The sequence below is a fragment of the Desulfocurvibacter africanus subsp. africanus DSM 2603 genome (assembly GCF_000422545.1).
Taxonomy (GTDB): domain Bacteria; phylum Desulfobacterota; class Desulfovibrionia; order Desulfovibrionales; family Desulfovibrionaceae; genus Desulfocurvibacter; species Desulfocurvibacter africanus.
This window is the reverse complement of the sequence record NZ_AULZ01000002.1, coordinates 363,165-382,765: the sequence shown is the minus strand read 5'-3', so window position 1 is coordinate 382,765 and position 19,601 is coordinate 363,165. Positions and strand designations below refer to the sequence as shown.

The following is a 19,601-nucleotide window of genomic DNA, read 5'->3' as shown; positions in this document are numbered from 1 at the left end:
ATGTCTTCTTTCGCGCATGCCCGTCCACGCGCCAGACTCGCTTACGGACTGACCGTCTGCATCCAGACGGCCCTTTTATTCTTCGTGGCCATGAGTTGCGCCTGGGCCGCCAGCTTGCCCAACTGGTACCTCAATCCGCCCCAGATCGACGAACATACCCTGTACGGCGTGGGCGAGGGCGCGAACTTCCAGGAAGCCCGACGCATGGCCCTCAACGCCATTGCCGAGGAGATCTCCGTGACCATCACGTCGAAGCTGGATCAGCGTGCGAGCATGTCCCATGGCAGCGGCGGCGCGAGCTACGACAAGCAGGTCAACCAGAGGCTCACGGCCGAAATACAGAAGATCCGTTTCAACAATGCCGAAGTCGTCAGGAACGAGGTCACTGGCGGCAAGGTCTATCTGCTCATGTCCGTGGACAGGCAAGCCCTGGCCACGGACCAGAAGGCCGAACTGGACCGCAAGCTGGCCTCGATGGATGAGCTGTACAAGAGCGGCAGGAACGATCCAATCCACCGGAAGTTCCAGAAGCTGAAGAGTATAAGCGCGGAGAAGGCGGGCATCCTTTCGCTCGTGGCCATCATGCGGGGCCTGGACGGATCCTTTGACCCGAACCCGATCCACGCCAGGCTGCAAGTCTACGAACGCGAGCTGCTGGCCATCAGGAACCAGGTGGTCGTACACGTCCGGCCGGACAAACAAATGCCGCAGGTCAAGGACATGCTCGAAGCCGCCTTTGCCGACGAGTCCATCAAGGTCAGCTCGCCCCCCCCGAACAAGAATCCCCACGCTCTGGTGGTCAGCTACTCCACGGAGCTGCAGAACAGGGAGATCTATTCATCCAGAATGAGCAAGCTGATCGTCACCATCAGGACGCAGGCCGGTGGCGGAGATGTCGTGGCCACGAACAAGATCGAGAGCAGCGGAAGCTCCATGACGGATTTCAACAAATCCGCCGCCGAGGCTGTCGCCGCGTTCGCCAGGCGCGTCCGGGAGGTTGGCGTCATGAACATCATCGGCCTCCAGTGATCTCCGATTCATCTTCCATATCTCAAAGCGAGGGAAGCGATGCGTTTGCTCCTGCTGCTGTTTCTGCTGTTGTGCTTCATCGTCGCGGGTTGTGCTCCCACTATAGCCAACCTGGGCGAATACCATGCGGTTCAACTGTCGCAGGCTGACTTCATGCCCACCGCCGAGCAAGTGAAGAGCGGCAAGGTCAAGGTCGTTGTGTTCCCTCTGACCGAGAACACCGACCTGGCCAAGCGGACCAACCTGGGCACCGTGACTGCGGGAGCGGTGGAAAGCCAACTCGCCGACGGCGCGGTCGAACTGGTGGACAGAAACAACGCGTACAAGCTGCGGCAGGAAGTCCAACTCGCCGAGATCAACGACCATGGCACCTACAATGGCCCTGAAGTGGCGGATTTCGCCATTTCAGGCAGCGTGGACAAGGCAACCCTGGGTAATGACAGGGCCGCCGTCTCCGGCAAGATCAAGATCATACGGTTGCCCTCGCTAAAGATTGTGAAGACCATCACCTTTTCCGATTCCGTCCTCGGGACCTCGGGGAACAGCAGCCTTGTGGTCACGGCTGCCACCGACGCCATCCACTCCGCGCGCATCGAGCTGAAGAACTACTTCGCCAAGAAGGGCTATGTCCTGGAGAAGCGCAGCAAGAATGACGAGACCATCTACAAGATCAATCTTGGCACCGAGGACGGCCTGAAAACTGGCGACACCTGCCAGATCTACACCATCAGCCGCACGGTCAACGCCATCACTCAGGAAGAGACCACGGAAGAGTTGTTGTTGGGCGAAGGCACGGTCTCCAACCAGATCGGCCCCAACTACAGTTGGCTCATCGTCGAGGACGCCGATATGCAGTCGCCGGTCCGACTAGGTGATTACATCAAGCTCAAACACTCCAAGGAAATGCTTGAAGGGTACTCCAAGGGAATACTTGAAGGCCTCTCCCTGGGCAGCAAGTTGTTGTTGTCTCAATAACAAACAGAATCGAGGTGGACCATGAATCTTCGCAAGGTTGTCATTACGCTCTTCGCTCTGGTGCTGGTCGCCGGCTGCGCGGCCCAAGACAAACCGCAGCCCGTCTCGCCCGACGACGCCCTTGCCGGCGCGCCGGAGTGGGTTCTCAACCCGAGCAGCGCCGGCCCCGTGGCGGAAGTCGGCTCGGCCCCCAAGAACCTCGGCGGCGTCCAGATGCAGCGCACCGAGGCCATGGGCAACGCCAGGGACAACCTGGCTCGCCTGCTGGTCGTCAAGGTCAAGAACTCCCTGGAGAACTTCTCGCAAGTGACCGGCGTGGGCGACAGCCAGACCATGGACAAGGTCGTCGCGAGCACCTCCAGCCAGTTGGCCAAGGTCGAGCTGGTCGGAGCCACGCAGAAGGCGATGTGGATCGCCAAGGACGGTACCATGTACGTCCTGGTTACGGTGGATCCCGACAAGGTCGCCGAGACGGCCAAGAAGCTCGCGACCAGCAGCTTCAAGAACGAGCAGGCTCTATGGCAGCAGTTCCAGGCCCAGAAGGCCCAGGATCGGATGAGCCAGGAGATCGAAAAGGAATTCGGCGCGCAGCGGTAGGGCTGAGGGGAGCCGGCAAGCCGCCCCCCCCTTTTTTTGCTAGGGATTTCCATCCTCGCGCATGTTCTGACGGGTCCGGACCGTCGATGGCAATGCTTATCGCGGGATCTGATTCCGGAACAAACCCTTTCCTAAAGGAGCCCACACATGCGTCTTCTGCCGGCCATAATGCTCCTGTGTGCCGCGATTTTCGTCCACGGGGTTGCCTCCGCCTTCGAGGAGGACGCCGCGACCGCTCCAGTGCTCAAGCCCAGTTTATCACTGAGCCATTCCAGGCCGATAACCGCCATCGATTTCAATGACCGTCTGATCGTCTCGGGCTCCGAGGACGGCGAGGTCAAGTTGTTCGCTCGGGACGGCAAGCTCCTCTCAGGTTTCAAGGAGCACATCAGCCCCATCTTGGGCGTGGCTTTCCTTGGGGAGGAGTTTATCATCTCCGTCGATTCCACGCAGGTCATCCTGTGGAACCTGCCCCTGGCAAGGCGCGCACCGCTCAAATTTCGCAATGAAAATGGCAGGAACATCCAGATCAACACCGTGGCCATATCGAGCAGGTTCAAGCGGCTGGCTGTCGCCGCGCCCGGCCTGCTCCAGGTCATCGACCTGACGACCGGCGACATACTGCAATCGTTCACGGGCATCGGCGACCCGCGTTCTATCGAAATCTCGGACTCGGGCAAGTTTCTTTGCTTGGTAAGCGGTTCCTATTCGCACGAGTTTATTTATATTATCGACCTGGAGCAAGGCACACTGGCCAACAAGGTGCGACACGACGGCAACGTGCGGCGCGCCTCCTTCCTCGACGACAGCCGCCTCATTGTCCTGCAACGGAAAAAAGGCAGCCAAGACCCCATGCTGCGGCTGGTGGACCTGACTACACAGGCTGACCTCGCGGCCTACGGACAGACCCATACGAGTGTCCAGTCCGCCATTGCGTATGCCGACGATCTGATGGTCTACGCCGATGATGTATTCGAGCGGGTCTCGTTCACATATGAACCCGGAATGTCTTTCACTTCATCTTACTCGCTCTTCAAGCCAAGCATGCCTTCAAACTCCGGCCTGAACTGGTCCAAGATCGATGGTCAAACTGGCCTGCTTGCCCTGCTGACAAACGACGGAACCGCCTTCCTCTATGACTTTGGAAAGGTGTTGGAGAAAGAGGCGGCCTTGCGGGACAGGGCACTCCAAATGGAGCGCGAGTTCTTCCAGTCCAAGCCTTCTGACGAGGCTCCCCGGCCCGAACCGAGCCTGACCATCGGCGTGGCTTCCCAGGAAGGCTTCGCGCCGTTCACGGTGAGCGTGGACATCGAGCCGGCCAACCTTCCCGGCCCAGTACAGCAACTGGCCCTGGACCCCGGCGACGGCAAGCCGCAGGTACTGCATTCGGACACGCTCAGCTGCAAGTACGCTTACCGGCAACCCGGAACTTACATGTTGCGCGCGGCCGTACAGACCGAGGCCGGCGTAGTGCTCTCGAACAAGATTGCAATCACGGTCAAGCCCATGACCTTTGAGCAATACCCCAAGGATATGCAGCAAGAGTCCGAGAAGTCCATGCAGCAGTAACCTTGAGCCACCGGCACGCCCTGCCTTCCGCCTGCCAGGCGCGAACAAAGTGGTGGCCTTCCAGGTTGACGTGCCTTGATGCGTTCAGGGAGGGGTTTTTCCTTTCTCTTGCCTGGGATCGGATCGCAAGATGTATTTTATCATCGCATATTTATGGTCAACAGCTATATACCACAAAAGGAGAGAGGTATGTCGCGGCACATCGCTTATCTTGTTTTTACATTGCTAATACTTGCTGGATGCTCTGACAGCAATGTTGAAGTTGTTAAAAATGGAACCATGCTTGAATATCCCAACACGACTGTAGGCAAAGCGCTTGAGGCAAGCTTTGCTAATGCCAAATGGGAATCTAAATCCACCGAGAAGGGTGCAATAACTGTACACTTTAAAGGAACAATCACCCAGAGAACTCACGATTCTGCCGCAGCATACTTAGTCGATCACTATAAGAATCTCAGTTTTGATGGAGAACGCTCTGTTTTACTCTCAAATGCTGTCTCTTTTGCCAGAAAAATACTTATTCAGTATATGGGAAGATCAGAATTTGAGCGTCGAACTCGTGATGAGGAGGCCGCCTTTGATACTGCCCTGAAGAATGACCGTGTTGATGGGAATAGAGACACGAGAGAGGCAAGACGCGAGGCGGAACAGGCTCTCGATATTGCTACAGTTAACTGCTATTTAGATTTTATTGCTAGTGAGTTTTGGCCAGTTGGCTCTCCTGTTGAATTTGTCTGGGTGCTCTCACACGATAAGAAGGGTTTTGAATTGTCTTCGCTTTCTAATGATTCATGGATGAAGTTTGGTCTAAGATCAGACCAAGTGATCAAAACTATATATACAGAATAATAGATTCGATTGTCACGAGCTTGCTAAGGCAAAAAGGCCAAATAATCTATTTGGCCTTTTTGCTTTTATGTATTCATCCTTTAAAACATTATTAACATATTCATTTTTGCATCACATAACTTACAGACTTTGACCATTGCCTATCATCTGACCCGCCTTCTCAATCAATTCATGTTGGACAAATCTGCAAGCAGTCTTCGATAAAAATCTACCTCTTGCCTCTTTCGAGAGGCTTCTTGCCAAACGGATCGTGTAGTTCATTCCAGATTCAAATATATATTACTCAGTTGAAGTAAATCGCTTTTTCCTGCCCCACACGCCCCATTCCGTCTTGCCCTGCCTGGCCTCATGCCGGCAGGGCGTTTTTTCACCATTTACCACCAGGATATAGGCTATGGACGCATCCTCATACTGTTCTCCAGAGATCAAGGAATTGGCCAAGGCCCTGATCAACGTTCAACACACCCTTCAACCCGCTCTCAAGGACCGCGAGAACACATTCGCCAAATCCCGTTACGCCACCCTCAACTCCGTTATGGATTCCTGTCGTGAAGCGCTACTTTCCAACGGCATCTGGGTGACCCAGTACCCGGTGCCGGCTGATCCAGGACACCTGGGCTTGGTCACCAAGCTCACCCATGCCGAATCCGGGCAATGGCAATCCTCGCTTCTCGTGATGCCTCTTCCGAAGACCGATCCGCAAGGGTACGGCAGCGGGCTGACCTACGCCCGCAGATACGCGCTCTCAGCCATGCTCGGGATGGTCAGCGAGGACGATGACGATGCGGAACTGGCCACTCACGGACAACTTACGCCTCGACAACGCTCCACCAGAGAGCAAAGGAAATCAGCCTCCAAACCGGTTCCCCAGTCCCAGATCAGCACGATACCAAACGATACTCATCCTGCATTGGCCGCCATGCCCAAGCTCGATGGCATCAGCTACAAGACCGCAAGCGCTCAGGATGGCAGGCTGTGCATCGTGGCTACCGGCAATGTCTCGGCTAAGCAGCAGGTACTCAGAGCTTCAGGCTTCAAGTGGAATGAGGAGCGCAAGATGTGGTGGAGGTACGCTGACTCCGCCTAGTAGTAGCAAGCGACATCACCTGATCACGGCCACGGATGCCGTGGAAGCCCGGCTGGGAAAGTCTCTGCTGGGGACTCTCCCGTCGAATTCTTCGGAGAGAGCCATGGATTTAAACCTTCCCACCAGATCTACTGCCTTGCTCAGTCTTCTCGCCAAGGGCCTTCAGACCCACTCTCAAAACAGCACTATGACTCAGCTTGGGGACCGCACAGGCTACGTTGGCATGTCGGACATCGGCAGAGCCCTTGAATGCCTTCGCGCAACGGTCTCAGGCAAGCTCCAGTCCACTGTACGATATGAGCACTCGGATGTGCCTGCGGACGATTCGCGCATGCGGCAGTTGCTCAGACGCGAGCTTATCCTTCAGCGTGGCCACTGGCAGGAGGCAGGCATTGCCTCAGCACTGGGTGCCGCCGGCCTACACCTCATCCCTCAGCTTGAGATCGAGGCCACCTGCTTTGGTGTGCCCATCAAGGCGCATCTTGATTTGACGCTTGTCTGGGGCGGCAACGCTCCTGCCGTGCGGATTCTGGAACTGAAAAGCAACGAACGCCTGCCCGAGACGCTTTATGCCTCCAACGAGATCCAGCTCTATGGTCAATTGGGCCTTCTCCAGACCACCTGGAACCGGCCCTGCTTCAACTTGAGGGATGCGCAGGGTCAAACGGTCTTCACTCGCAAGAGCTTCCCGGAAGTCGCGAAAATCCTGTTCGGAATCGATCTGCCAAACGATGCGGGAGCAGTCGCCATCGAAGGCTGGGTGCTCTCGGTGTCCATGTCGGATGCCAAGGCGTTTGGCCCCTACCAACCCAACCGGAGCATGCTTGATGTCTGCCTGCAAACCGCCCGGTCACTTTGGAGGTCACTTGAGGATGTCCGAGGCGGCAGCATTGCCCTGAACGATGTGCCTACCTGTAGCGGGTTCCATCCGCTATGCGACTGGTGCGAGGCAAACTCGGATTGTCCCAAGTTCCGTCCCATGAGCATCAAGGGGCAGCAGGTCGAGCTACCTCCCGAATACGCTTCTGACCTTGTGCAGCTTGATGTCCTCAAGGAGCAAAAGCTCGCCCTGGAAGGCAGTATTGAGGATCTTGAAAATCGCATCCGATCGGCCTTCCAGCGTTTCGCGGCCCATCAAGATCAAAAATATCCTTTATGGCTTGCAAGCACTGATTACCGCTTTCGAGTAGCAACCATGCCCGGCAGAAAGAGCATCGACCAGGCAGCGCTTTTGGCCGAACTTCTGGCCCTGACAGGCGATGAAGACAAGGCCAGGGACGCCCTGACGCAAGTCCAGAAGGCGGGACAGCCCTATGAGCGGCTGACTATTGGAAGAATCAACAAGAGAGGGAAGAATGCCTGTGCTACCGACGAAGCCTCGCTCTGCCCAGGCTAGCTCTTCGTGAGAATCCTATGAATAGCCCCTACTCGCCACTCCCAGGCCAATCCCTGCGCTCATGCAGGGCACGCAGGATGATCAAACGGCCCTCCTCGACCGTGTAGACCAAGACATACGGCGCACGCTTCACCAGAAGCTCGCGCGTGCCTTTGACTCGTCCTTCCCTTCCCGCCCGTGGAAAGCTCGTAAGCATCTCGGCTGCCGCGAACACTCGGTTCACTATGGCCGTAGCTGTCGCCTCGTCATCCTGGCGCAAGTAGCTGACGAGATCTTCCAGGTCCCCAAGCGCCGGGGCCGACCACTCAATCAACATGGATGCCCAGAGCCCGAATGCGGCTCTTGGCCTCGTCATGGCTCACGACCTGCCCTGCTCGGGCAGCCTCAAGACCCTGCCTAACCTTCGCGCGAAACCAGGCGTCGTACTCCAGATACTGAGCCACGGCCTCCTTGATGACCGCTGCTCGCGTGCTGTCCGTGGCCGCCGCGACCTCATCGAGCCGCGCCAGCGTGTCCTGATCCAGGCGGATCGTGGTGGGGCTTTGCATATGTCCCTCCTGTATTCGCTTTGAAATACATCCCGCTCCATTTCCTGTCAAAGCCACATCTCGCTCCCAAGGAGATCACCATGACTCATCCCTTTTACGACTTGAGAGACCTCACGGTCACTGACGCCGATGCCGGGGCCGTGTTCAGCGCCGCCCCGTCAGGGCGCATGGTCAAGGGCTATGCAGCCCCGTGTGCCTACACGCCTGCACCTGATCCCGGATACCTTTTCCACGAGGCCAGCAGAGACATCATTGTCTGGTTCATGAATACGTCCGATCCGCTTTACGTTTTCGGCCCAACCGGCAGCGGCAAGACGAGCGCCATCAAGCAGCTCGCCTCGCGCCTCAACTACCCCGTATTCGAGATCACGGGCCACGGCCGGCTGGAATTCCCAGATCTGGTTGGCCACTTGAGCCTTCGCCAGGACAACATGGAGTTTCAGTACGGCCCCCTGGCATTGGCCATGAAGCATGGCGGGCTCTTCCTGCTGAACGAAATCGATTTGCTTGATCCGGCAACCGCTGCGGGCCTGAACGGCATCCTGGATGGAGAGCCCCTGTGCATCCCGGAGAACGGAGGGGAACTCATCACGCCATCACCAATGTTTCGCTTCGCGGCCACGGGCAACACCAACGGAGGCTCGGATGAAACCGGACTCTATCAGGGCACGCTCAGGCAGAACCTGGCCTTTCTCGACCGCTTCTGGCTGTGCGAGATGGGCTACCCGGCACCAGAAGCCGAGGAGAGGCTCCTTGAGAGCTGTGCGCCCATCCTGCCAGAAGCGATCCGCAAGAAGATGGTCGAGTTCGCAAACGAAGTGCGCCGACTGTTCATGGGTGAAGCCGGAGCAGGCTACGGCTCCAGCATCGAAGTGACGTTCTCGACCCGCACTCTGATTCGCTGGGCAGACCTCATGGTCCGTTTCCATCCGCTTGCCAGACAGGGTGTCCAGCCCGTGTCCTATGCCCTGGACCGTGCTCTGGGATATCGGGCCACACGCGAGACAAGGGCGGTCCTGCACGAGCTTGTGCAGCGCATATTCCCCATGTCTATTGGGAGCTAGCCGCAATGCATCAACCAGATCTTCGTAAGAAACAAACCTGAAGAGAGCCCCTTACTCGGGGCTCTCTTCGTTTTCAGGAGGAAGACATGACCGACAGAATTCTCGACTGCCTCATGGCCATCAACCTGGACGTGACCATCTGGACAGCCCGCAGGAAGCTCACCCCGGCCGACTTCGGAGGCGCAGAGCTTCCGCCCGAGGAACTGGCCTCTCTTGGCAGCAAGCGAGTCTGCAATCCCGAGGAGCTTAAGGTCTTCGGCATGCTCAAGGCTCGCGCGGTGAGCCTGCTTGATCGGCATGGTGTCCGTTTTCTTGGTGGCTGGGGCATACCTGCGGACAAGGCGGAAGGACTCGTGGAGGAACTGCGCAAGATCCAAAGCGAGTTCGCTGCCGCCAAGACCGACTTCCTCTCCCGCTATGACCAAGCGGTGCAGGAGTGGATTTCCAGGCATACCGGCTGGGAACAGCTCATCGCCGACTCAACAGTCAGCGCCGACTACGTTCGAAGCCGCCTGGGATTTACGTGGCAGGTCTACCGGATTATGCCGCCGGGGACGAATACGCCCATTGACGAGGGACTTAAGGAGGAGATGCGCGGGTTAGGTAACACGCTCTTCGACGAGGTGGCCAAGTCCGCAAGCGAGGCTTGGCACAAGAGCTTTGCCGGCAAGCTAGAGGTGACCCACAAGGCGCTCTCACCCCTTCGAACCATTCAGCAAAAACTTGCGGGGCTTACCTTCATCGAACCCCGTGTGGCACCTATTGCCGATCTCATCCAGACCGCCTTTGCCAGCCTGCCCCGCAGAGGAATGATACGGGGCGGACGTCTGCTCATGCTCCAGGGGCTCGTGGCCTTGCTGCGCGATCCCCAGGCGCTCATTGAGCACGGCCAGAAGATCATCGAAGGCTGCACTCCTGCCGCCATCCTGGACGGGCTCCTGGCCGGCGGATGCGCTCAGGTGTCCTCTTGTCCCAACACCGTCCCACAAGACGTGGGACAAGACATGCCCGTGGACATCGCCGAGATCCTTGATGCCGACGACGGCCCTGTCTTCCCCGAGGACCTGCCGGATGCACGGCCTCAGCCTGTACTGCCGAATTGTGGGCTCTGGTAACAAGCGGGAGACGACCATGCACGATCCAAAAGCGGTCATGCGCTCGCTGCCCCTGGTGGCGAGCGTTCTTGGCCGGAAATACGGGGTGAAGGTCGAGATAGGAGGCCAGGTGGCCTACACCGACGGCAAGGCCATCCATCTGCCCTCCCTGCCTCTGGATGCGCCGGAGATCCTCGTAAATCTGGCCAGGGGTTACATCGACCACGAATCCGCCCACCTGCGAGAGACCGACTTCGGAGCACTCAAGGAGGCCGAGCTTACACCCCTTGAAATGCACATCTGGAACACAATCGAGGACTGGCGCGTGGAGAACAGGCTGGCTGCGCTCTTCCCAGGCTGTCGCCAGAACTTCAACTGGCTGATTAAGTACCTCTTCGGAAGCGAAAACGCAGCAGACGCCACCAGCAATCCAGCCCTGCACGTCCTGAATTGGCTGCTCATGACGGTGCGCTCCTGGGACGTGCCGGCCTTGGCCTTCCAGCGGGATGACCTGGCGTGGTTGATCGACGGCTACTTTCCCGGACTGAGAATACAAATGGAGTTCATCCTGGACGCGGTACGTGCCGGATGCAGGTCAACCGGGGACGGCTTTGCATATGCCAAGCAACTGGCTGCTCTGCTTGCCCAGGAATCGGAGCAGCCGTCTCAAACGACCAAGCCAGGCGGTTCTGGTCAGGCTGAAGACTCGGGACAAGATGACGGCGAGACTGACCCGGACGATGCCAGAAAGTGTCTTCGGGATTTGCTCCACGCCGATACTGATTCTCTTCCCAAGGAGATGGGCTCGATTCTGGCCGAGGCCCTGGGACAGATGATTCCTGACAATCCGGACCAGTGCGTGACTGTGGCGACTCCCAGGCCCAAGCCGACCTTCCCCCTATCAAACGATGAACTGAAGGAGGTGCGTCAGGCCTCGGTAGCCCTGAAGACGCGACTGCTCGGGCTGCTGCAAACCACGACACTTGTCAGAAACCATACGGGTCGCAGGGGGAAGCTCGACACGCACAGGCTCCACCTCATCGCAACGGCTGATCCGCGCGTGTTCAGGCGGAGAGGAACGCGGCAGGGGATCGATACCGCCGCCCACATTCTGCTCGACTGCTCATCTTCCATGGCCCAGCAGCTTCAACTGGCGACCAAGGCCTGCTTCGCCGTGGCCAAGGCGCTTAAGTCCTGCGCCATCAACGTGGCCCTGACGGCGTTCCCTGCCGGATTCGTCCAGGACGATCATGGGGGGAAAGGATCATGGGCGACCATTGGGCAGATCATCAGGCACGGGGAACGCGTCCATGAGCGTGTCCTGGTCAGGCCCGTGGGCAGCACTCCCATGGGCGAGGCTCTGTGGTGGGTGCTTCAAGACATGCTGCTACTCTCCGAGAAGCGCAAGCTCATCCTGATCCTGACGGATGGGGAGCCGGATTCCGTCCCGTGCATGCTGGATGCGACTGAGCAAGCCAATCGGCTTGGGATGGAGGTCTATGGCATCGGCATAGGGTCAACAGGCATTGAAAGCCTTCTGCCGGGCAAGGCTCGGAGCATCAGCTCGCTTGGAGACCTGGCCCCGGCCATGTTCGAGATGCTGCAAGGAGCGCTCATGCGCAGGTGAACGGCCTGCCGAGCATCATGACATATACGACCTTGAGAAGGGGGAGCCTGGTGCTCCCCCTTCTGTTTTCAGGAACCATTAGCCAAGCAAGGAGAATTTATGCGCTGGCTACCATTCTGCCCATGCCTGCCATGGCAGATCTGCAAAATGCCGCCATCGGGATGCTTCATGTGGGCTTGCTGCCTGAGGCGTCTTGGAAGTGGCCTGGGATCAAATAACCAAGAGAGGTGCCCATGAGCTGGGGGCCAATCATCGCCATCGCCATCGGCGTGCTTGAACTCGTCAGGGAGCAACTCGACGACTGAACACAAACGGAAGGAAGAGGATACGCATGAATAAGCTCTGGGTCTTTGTAGGAGGCTGTGTAACCGGTGCGCTGGGACTGCTTGCGGCAGCGGCTATGTCCGACGATACCTCGGGTGTGCCAACGAATGCCGATGACAAAGCTGGCGATACTCTCTCAGAGAACTGCCAAGAGGAGGATGGTCACTGTGCGGCTGAATCGAATGAGGCTGCGCAGGTGAGAGCCGTGGAGTAAACCAGAAACGCCCCGGCACCTTCAAGGTGTCGGGGTTGCCCTCTTCCCAAAAACTGGTCCAGTTTCCTGGGAAGGGGGCAAGGGCGAGGATTATGAGAAGGACGGGAAGAAGGCATCGGGCATTGAAAAGGTCAAACCAGCGGCGGAAGAAAACCTTGCGTTTATACGAAAGGTCGAGGAATTGCTGAAGGGCGAGATTGAGGTGGAGGAAGTCTGGTAGGTTACCCGACTTATGCATTTTACTCCATCAGAGTCGTGTTAACCTGCTTCAAGCTGATGGGGAGGAAAAATATGGAGAAGGTATTGTCGGATATGCTCTGAAGACATGGGTAAAGACGTCTTCAGCTTTTTGGATAACATCATTTTCGTCATAGGAATTAACAGGGAGACCTGTTTCTTCGTCCCACAAAAAGTTTGTGATTGCAGTCCGGACGGCATCGCGTGTTGCTTCTTTTTCTCGCCAGTTGTCGATTTTCAGCTTTTCAGCCTTTAAATTATCCAGAAGATCAACGGCCACAGTTTTAATCCGCTTGATGTCGTCCCTACTAAGGTCGTCCTTTTTCAATAGATCAAATATGGCGAGGGATTCCTCTGTGAGCCCTTCACGAACTGCTCTTGATTCCTCTTCACTGAGAGCCTGCACAAATTTGATCAAGGCTTCGAAGGTCTTCTCGATAGTTGCACGGTCCTTTTCCCGGTTGTAGTCGGCAACAATCCCCTCATAGTGCTGCTGAAAGTCGGTTCGCAAAGGATTCTGCAAGAGAAGGCGGTTTACTCGCCGTTCAATGGCGTCTTTCAGGCTCTGGACCGTTGTACGCTGCCTTGGGCTGTTTTCAAATTCCTTCCTGAGCTTATCGAAATCGATTTTACTGATGTCATATGGATCGCCTTCATGCCCAGCCTGGGAGGAGTCCGTCTCGATGGCCTCATCCACCACTTCGTGGAGACGGCGGATGATGTCGGATATGTCGGCCTGCTCCCGATCCTGCTGCAAGCTCTTGTAAACTACGTTGATGGCGTCATAGTCGGCCCGGTGACTGTTCACGCCTTTGACATTGATGCAGGCTTTGAACTTCTTGAAGACCTCCCTGCACATTACCTCGAATCGTTTACGGGTCTGGTCATTTTCGTTTGCTGCTTCCTTGGCTTTGAGAATGGCGGCATTCCTTTCAAACCCAGTCTTGTTGATGATATCATCCAATGAAGCGCCGCCTTGTTCCAGAAAAGCACGAACAAAAGCGATAGCCTCGGACAGGTCCGCGAGAAGCTCTTCTTCAGGCTTGGCTGGTTCTATCTCGCCACCGTCACCACCATGTCCGGTATCCCCTTGTCCTGCAAAGGTCGCCAGGGCTTTGCGGAGGTTTTTCAGGATTCCGCAATAGTCAACGATAAGGCCGTTGTTCTTCCCTGCGTTGACTCTGTTCGCACGGGCGATGGCCTGCATCAGGGTATGGGCCTTGAGAGGCTTGTCCAAGTAAAGAGTTGAAAGGCTGGGAACGTCGAAGCCCGTCAGCCACATGGCGCAAACAATGGCAATTCGGAAGGGATGCTCCTCTTCCTTGAAGGCTTCTTCCAGGCGCTGCAAGTTTCTGAATTGCGGCTTGTTCCTCATGGACTCGGGAAGGTCAATACCCTCTTTGATCAGGCGCCGGTGGGGTTTGATGTCCAGACCCCACTTGCTGAACTTGTCTACTTCCCCCTGTTCTTCGCTGACCACCACGGCGGCAACGGTCTCTTTCATCCACTGAATCAGCCTGCGTCGGTAGAGTTCGTCCTGTTCATCCGCAGCCGATTTCAGTTCCGTTTCAAGGTCAGCTATGCGCTGGTTCCAATTCTTGAGAATCAACTCGTGCATTCGTACGCAGGTAATCTTGTCGATGCACACCAACATCACCTTGCCGGTTTCCCACGCCCTCGAATAGTGGAGGACAAAATCCTGTGCGACCTGATCGAGTCGTTTCTCGGCCGTGATGATATGGTAGTCCCGTTTCAATTCCTTTTCGAGCCGCTGTTCCACATCTATGTCGCCAGTCTCCAGTTCCTCCAGTTTCTCGGCAATCCTTTCGTTGAGGTCGCCGACAGCCAGGCCGAGCTTGTCGCCTCGGGCGTCGTAGTAAAGGGGGACAGTCGCCTTGTCTTCAACGGCCCGCTGAAAATCGTATGTGGAAATGTAATCCCCAAACACACGCCTGGTAATTTCGTCACTGGAAAACAGGGGGGTGCCGGTGAACCCGATGTAACTGGCATGCGGCAGTGCATTGCGCAGGTTCAGGGCCAAGGTGCCGTACTGCGTGCGGTGGGCCTCGTCCGTGATGACGATGACATCGTTTCTGTCCGTGTAGCTGCTCTCGGGGTCCACTTCCTGGTTGAACTTCTGGATCAGGGAGAAGACATAGGCTTTGTGCTCTGCCAACAAGGTGCTCAGGTGCTGGCCGCTGGAAGCTCGGCAAGGGTCGCGGTCATTATCCACCACCCCACACCCGGCAAACGTCTTGTATATCTGTGTGTCGAGGTCTTCCCGGTCTGTAAGCACCACAAAGGTGAAATTGCCGCCGAGCTTGCGATGCACCTTACGGGTGAAGAAGACGATGGAGTAGCTTTTCCCTGCGCCCTGCGTGTGCCAGAACACCCCAAGTTTTCCCTGGCGGCTCTCTCTGTCCTGGACGGCTTCAATCGCCCGGTTCACGCCAAGGAACTGATGGTTCCTCGCCAGAATTTTTCGCGGCTCTCCTGCGGACTCATCAAAGAGGATAAAATTTTCAATCAGGTCAATGAGATTGCGCTTGTCGCAAACCCCCTTGAGCAAGGTCTCCATGTCCACGACTCCCGGCTCGTCTTCCTCCAGCCGCTTCCAGTCGTTGAAATGCTCAAACTTGCTGGAGACCGACCCGAGCTTGGCGTCCACCCCATTGGCCAGGACGACTATGGCGTTGTGATGAAACAGGTGGGGGACTGTGTCCTTGTAGTCCATGAAGTTCTGCTCAAAGGCCGCGCGAATATCTTTGCTGACGTTCTTCAGCTCCATGAACAGCAACGGAAGGCCGTTGACGAAACCGACGATATCCGCCCGCCGCCGGTAGAGGTCTCCCTTGACCCAAAGCTCACGCACACAAAGGAAATGGTTGTTTGTGGGATCGGAAAAATCCAGAATCTTCAGCCGTTCCCGAACTCGCTCCCCGTCAGCATTGCGAAAGGTAACTTGTACTCCGTTTGTGATGAGTTCGTATTTTTCGCGGTTGGTCGCCAGCATTGTCTGGCTGGCCACGGTGGAGGTGATTTTGCGTACAGCATCGTCATAGGCGGAGTCAGGCAGGCCTGGATTGAGCTTCTCCAGTGCCTCGCGCAGGTAACGAGTAAGCACGACCTCTTTGTCCGAATCCCGCCCCAAGGTTCCGTCAGGGCCATAGGTTTCGGTGTTGTATGCGTATACGGAGTCCCAGCCGAGCTGGGATTCCAGGTATGCGGCAGTGGTCTGCTGGACGAGGGTGTCTTCGGTATATTTTGAGACGGGCGTCAAACCGTGGTCTCCTTCTTCAAAGCGCAATCCCCATCTCTCTTAGGAATCTGGAGGGTTGCTTCCTCCATCCAAAAACTTCAGATGAATAGGTCATTGTAAGACTTTCTTGGGAACGAGTGATTGCGACAAAACAATTTCTACGTTCCTCTTGCATCTCTAGCGAGTCGTCACCTTTTTTAACGGCGGCCCAACTTGGAAGCTGATCCTCAACTAACCCCATGAGATATACATGGCCGAACTCCATCCCTTTGGAAGCGTGGATAGTGAAACACGGAATTGCTTCTTGGGGTTTCGGCGGTGTTTTGGAGGTAAGGTCCAATTCATGGAGCAATTGGTGAAGACCAACATCTGTGCCTTCGAATTTTTTGGTTATCTCGGCCAACAGAATTCTCCAGACATCCTTTTCTTCCTCGAACTCGTTGAAGGCATTTTCATCGGGGTGTGCCTCGGTTTGACATGCTTCTGCCCAGGCAAATAGCTTGTCCGCAAATGCTCGGTAATTCAATGAATTTAATAGAGGTTTGATGTCTATTGAAAGCAGTTGTCGTGTACGGTCCTCAAGGACGTCACGAAGCTTTACTTCATCAAGCCAAGAATAGAGCAAATCCTTGCCGTCTACGGATGCTCGAGAAAGTACTGGAGCCAATTCGATGCTTATGCCTTCAAGTTCGTAAAAAGATTTTGAAAGACGTGCTAGCGACTGTTTATCTTCCTTTGAGTTCACTAATCGAAGGATGGAGTGCAACATCCTCAACGGCGCGCTTTTGAACTCATTCTTCCTGGCCGCAAAATATGCCGGAAGCCCGGCCTCCTCCAGCTTACTACCAATCAGATCAAGCAGTTTTTTCGTTCGTGCAAGGACCGCGCAGTTTACTTGCTCCTCTTGGCTTCTTTGTGAAATATCGAGAGCAATCCATTCAGCTTCTTCGTCCAAGGAGTCGAAATGGAATATCCTTACAATGTTGTCACTTTCACCTTGTTTGACTGCTTTTAATGGCTTTTTACCCACCGACCGGTTCATATTTTTTTCAATCAAGGCATTTGCCAGCTCTATGACCATCGGTGGGCATCGGTAGTTTTCCGGCAACTGCAACTCGGCGACGCCGAAGTCATCGCGCAGGGCTTGTATTCTTTTAGGGCTTGCGCCATTCCATTGGTAAATAATCTGATCGTCGTCAGCTACGACAAATAGTGTGGACGGGTCGGGCTGGGCTATGTACGAAAGAATCCGGTACTGAGAGTGGTTGGTGTCTTGAAACTCATCAACAAGGATATGCTTAAAAACCTTGCGGATGTGTTTAATAAGGAAAGGGTATTTCCCAAGAAGGTCAAGTGACTCGGCTATCAAGCTCGGAAAATCGAGAGAGTTAGTCCGCCGCAATGCTTCCCGGTAAGCCGTATAGACCCGAGCCAATGGAGCGGCATTTTCCACGTTGGCCTGTTGGAGTAACACCTCTACTTGCTCTATTGGGACACACTGTTCAAGGAGTCGTGTGATTGCGGGGAGCAACTGGCCAGCTTTGAAATGCTCGGGGAGCGAGTAGGTCAGGTCTTTTCTGAGCTGCCCAAGGACATCATCAAGCAACGCTTCTCGGTCTGCATCATTTGATAATATTTGGAAATCTGGACGAAATTCGAGATGGTTTCCATGCTGCTGGAGCAATTCTGCCGCATACGAATGGAAGGTGGTGAGACGTACTCGGGCAAATTCACTTGGCACCAGTTTTTCGACCCTACCACGCATCTCGGCTGCGGCCTTATTGGTGAAAGTAAGCGCCAGAATTCGAAAATGCTGTCCTGCTGATTCCTCTAGAATCCGAGCAATTCGAGTAGTCAGAACTCGTGTTTTGCCTGAACCTGGGCCTGCCAGCACAAGGAGAGGGCCCTCATCCCAGACCACGGCCTCTCGTTGGTTTTCATTAAGTGTAGATAGATCAATCATTGTCTTCAGTCTCCAGCCAGTTGGACAATACGAGCAATGATATCCTGGAGTGTTTGTGGGATGGTACCCGCCCCACGTTGTCGGATTTCAGTTGCTAATTTTTGCGCAAAGGCAGGCTTGCCACCTGCTTCATCAATGGCGGTCTTGATTGTCAGTTTCGTTTCTTTCGCGACATCACCAGCTGCTCGTTGTGCTATTGAACTTTTGCGGTGGGCTGGCACCATATTTTCAATGAATGCTTGATATCCATTGTGCCAGAATTCATGCTCAATGTCGTTGTAGGCCAATGATTGGGCTCGATCAGCTATGTTTTCCCCCGCGTCAAGATGGTTGTTTGCTCGATTGATGTAGTTTGTTCCCTCTGCGTCTCCATCGGCCATCAAGAACCATTGAATACCTAGCAATTTAGCAAATTGAATCAATGGTTCCCCTTTTTCAATAACTTGGCTGTACTCAAGGATAGAGAAGCTTACCTCATCAGCAGAATGCCCCATTATTTCCAAAAGTAACGGCATGATATGATAATCAGATTCCCCTTCAACCAGAAGCCAGCAGCGGGAAAATAGGTAATGTCCTCTTGCGAGACGGATGCAATAGTCAAGGGCTTGGAGTTGTCGACCCGTAAAATCACCGGTTTGCACCAAACCTACTTTTGTCTCTCCATTTTCTTTATAAATCCGCCGGATTGCAGTAACCGGAACCCTCGAAACAAGATCGCCAGAATGACTTGTCACGAGAATTTGCCCGGTCAGTTCCTTTAAAAATGCCCCAAATGCTCGAATCGCTGAAGGGTGGAGATGGGCTTCAGGTTCTTCTAAGGCAAGAAGTGGCGCAGACTCCGGTGCATAAGCTTCGGCTAGATTGGCGACGGTGAAAGCCTCGAAGAGCATTAACACAGCGAGGCTTTGCGTTCCTTCACCGTGTCGGTGCAAGGGCAGCTTTGCCCCACAACAAGACTTCAGGTGGACCTGAATTTTACCTACCATATCGAAGACTCGGGTAGGAATAGCTTCAAGAACAACAGGATTACCGGAATCTAACGGCACTAGCTTTCTTGCTTCGGCAATCTTATTCGTGACTTCAGTCAGTCCCTCATTTGCGCCAATCACTGAGGCGTTAACTCGCTGGAGCATTTCTTCGATTTCTTCCCGCTGCTCGTCCGGCAACTGGATAGATTTCAGAAATCCACTCCAGAATTGACCACGTTGCCCGAACTCCTGGGAGGCATTACGAATCGCGGAGAGAAAAAATAGTGGCACAAACCGCGTAACCAAATTGTGCGGGGTCGCGTTCTTGAGGTTTAGCTCATTCCCGTCGGCATTCAAAAAAGCCCATTTGGTCTCAAAAACGCCAGACTCAACTTGAAATGAACCTTGAGCCTGCAACCAGATATGGTAAAGCCCTGTGGTCACGTCGGGGAGAGCTACATCACTCATTTGTTGAACAACAGGCTCAGGCCATTCATCCTCATGTTTCTCTGCGAAGTGGAGTATGATGGAAATGGGGTCAGCCGTCTGGGGCGTTGCGGCACTATCTTTCAGGTGAAAATCATATTCAGTGAACCGCCCATCCTTCCTAAAGCCAACCCCACGCGTCAGCACAAGTCGGAGAGCTTCGAGCACGGTAGACTTACCGGCATTGTTTTCCCCAATGAGTACCGTTAACTCGTCAAGCGTCAGATGTAGTGAGCGGATGCCACGGAAATTTTTGATCTTTATATCTTGTAGTTTCATTCTAACATCTCAGGTCAATCATCAATTTAAAAAAGA

Annotated in this window: 15 protein-coding genes; 10 read left to right on the top strand and 5 right to left on the bottom strand. The window is 55.1% G+C overall.

Features of this window, described 5'->3' with window-relative positions; genetic code table 11:
* The 7 genes from H585_RS0103965 (at nucleotide 1) to H585_RS20765 (ending at nucleotide 7,502) form a co-directional block, all read left to right on the top strand.
* A complete protein-coding gene (locus tag H585_RS0103965; protein ID WP_161628416.1) occupies nucleotides 1-1,029 on the top strand; it encodes an LPP20 family lipoprotein in 1,029 nt (342 codons plus the stop codon).
* Nucleotides 1,030-1,068: 39 nt separating this feature from the next.
* On the top strand, nucleotides 1,069-2,004 hold the full coding sequence (locus tag H585_RS0103960; RefSeq protein ID WP_027366844.1) for a hypothetical protein: 936 nt from the start codon (nucleotides 1,069-1,071) through the stop codon (nucleotides 2,002-2,004).
* A gap of 21 nt (nucleotides 2,005-2,025) precedes the next feature.
* Nucleotides 2,026-2,601: an LPP20 family lipoprotein gene (locus H585_RS0103955; RefSeq protein WP_027366843.1), complete on the top strand. Its 576-nt coding sequence runs from the start codon at nucleotides 2,026-2,028 to the stop codon at nucleotides 2,599-2,601.
* Between the two features lie 147 nt (nucleotides 2,602-2,748).
* Complete coding sequence (locus H585_RS0103950) at nucleotides 2,749-4,170, top strand: WD40 repeat domain-containing protein (protein ID WP_027366842.1); 1,422 nt, start codon at nucleotides 2,749-2,751, stop codon at nucleotides 4,168-4,170.
* 189 nt (nucleotides 4,171-4,359) lie between these two features.
* Nucleotides 4,360-5,019, top strand: coding sequence for a hypothetical protein (locus tag H585_RS0103945; protein ID WP_027366841.1), 660 nt, complete (start codon nucleotides 4,360-4,362; stop codon nucleotides 5,017-5,019).
* Nucleotides 5,020-5,413: 394 nt separating this feature from the next.
* A complete protein-coding gene (locus H585_RS0103940; RefSeq protein ID WP_027366840.1) occupies nucleotides 5,414-6,106 on the top strand; it encodes an ERF family protein in 693 nt (230 codons plus the stop codon).
* Nucleotides 6,107-6,209: 103 nt separating this feature from the next.
* Entirely contained in the window at nucleotides 6,210-7,502 is a 1,293-nt protein-coding gene (locus H585_RS20765; RefSeq protein ID WP_051182919.1) for a hypothetical protein, read from the top strand.
* A 28-nt stretch (nucleotides 7,503-7,530) separates the two neighbouring features.
* Here the strand turns inward: H585_RS20765 and H585_RS0103930 are convergent, their stop codons facing one another.
* Nucleotides 7,531-7,818, bottom strand: coding sequence for a type II toxin-antitoxin system RelE/ParE family toxin (locus H585_RS0103930; protein WP_027366839.1), 288 nt, complete (start codon nucleotides 7,816-7,818; stop codon nucleotides 7,531-7,533).
* A complete protein-coding gene (locus tag H585_RS0103925; protein ID WP_027366838.1) occupies nucleotides 7,808-8,050 on the bottom strand; it encodes a CopG family ribbon-helix-helix protein in 243 nt (80 codons plus the stop codon). The genes H585_RS0103930 and H585_RS0103925 overlap by 11 nt, the downstream gene beginning before the upstream one ends.
* An 80-nt stretch (nucleotides 8,051-8,130) precedes the next feature.
* On the opposite strand from H585_RS0103925, the gene H585_RS0103920 reads away from it, so the two are divergent.
* The 3 genes from H585_RS0103920 (at nucleotide 8,131) to H585_RS0103910 (ending at nucleotide 11,835) form a co-directional block, all read left to right on the top strand.
* Nucleotides 8,131-9,114 carry an AAA family ATPase gene (locus tag H585_RS0103920; RefSeq protein WP_211221611.1) on the top strand — a complete coding sequence of 328 codons (984 nt, stop codon included), beginning with the start codon at nucleotides 8,131-8,133 and terminating at the stop codon, nucleotides 9,112-9,114.
* 86 nt (nucleotides 9,115-9,200) lie between these two features.
* On the top strand, nucleotides 9,201-10,229 hold the full coding sequence (locus H585_RS0103915) for a DUF3150 domain-containing protein (RefSeq protein ID WP_027366836.1): 1,029 nt from the start codon (nucleotides 9,201-9,203) through the stop codon (nucleotides 10,227-10,229).
* 16 nt (nucleotides 10,230-10,245) lie between these two features.
* The gene (locus tag H585_RS0103910) at nucleotides 10,246-11,835 is read left to right on the top strand and encodes a VWA domain-containing protein (protein ID WP_027366835.1); all 1,590 of its coding nucleotides are present in this window, start codon (nucleotides 10,246-10,248) and stop codon (nucleotides 11,833-11,835) included.
* An 806-nt stretch (nucleotides 11,836-12,641) separates the two neighbouring features.
* Here the strand turns inward: H585_RS0103910 and H585_RS0103895 are convergent.
* Genes H585_RS0103895 through H585_RS0103885 form a run of 3 tightly spaced genes read right to left on the bottom strand, consistent with a single transcriptional unit; the run spans nucleotide 12,642 to nucleotide 19,565 of the window.
* Nucleotides 12,642-15,917 carry a type I restriction endonuclease subunit R gene (locus tag H585_RS0103895; RefSeq protein ID WP_211221610.1) on the bottom strand — a complete coding sequence of 1,092 codons (3,276 nt, stop codon included), beginning with the start codon at nucleotides 15,915-15,917 and terminating at the stop codon, nucleotides 12,642-12,644.
* Nucleotides 15,907-17,832, bottom strand: a complete 1,926-nt coding sequence (locus H585_RS0103890; protein ID WP_034627068.1) for an ATP-dependent helicase — start codon at nucleotides 17,830-17,832, stop codon at nucleotides 15,907-15,909. Before H585_RS0103890 ends, H585_RS0103895 begins: the two co-directional genes overlap by 11 nt.
* Nucleotides 17,833-17,837: 5 nt before the next feature.
* Nucleotides 17,838-19,565, bottom strand: coding sequence for an ATP-dependent nuclease (locus H585_RS0103885; protein ID WP_027366830.1), 1,728 nt, complete (start codon nucleotides 19,563-19,565; stop codon nucleotides 17,838-17,840).
* Nucleotides 19,566-19,601: the final 36 nt, after the last annotated feature.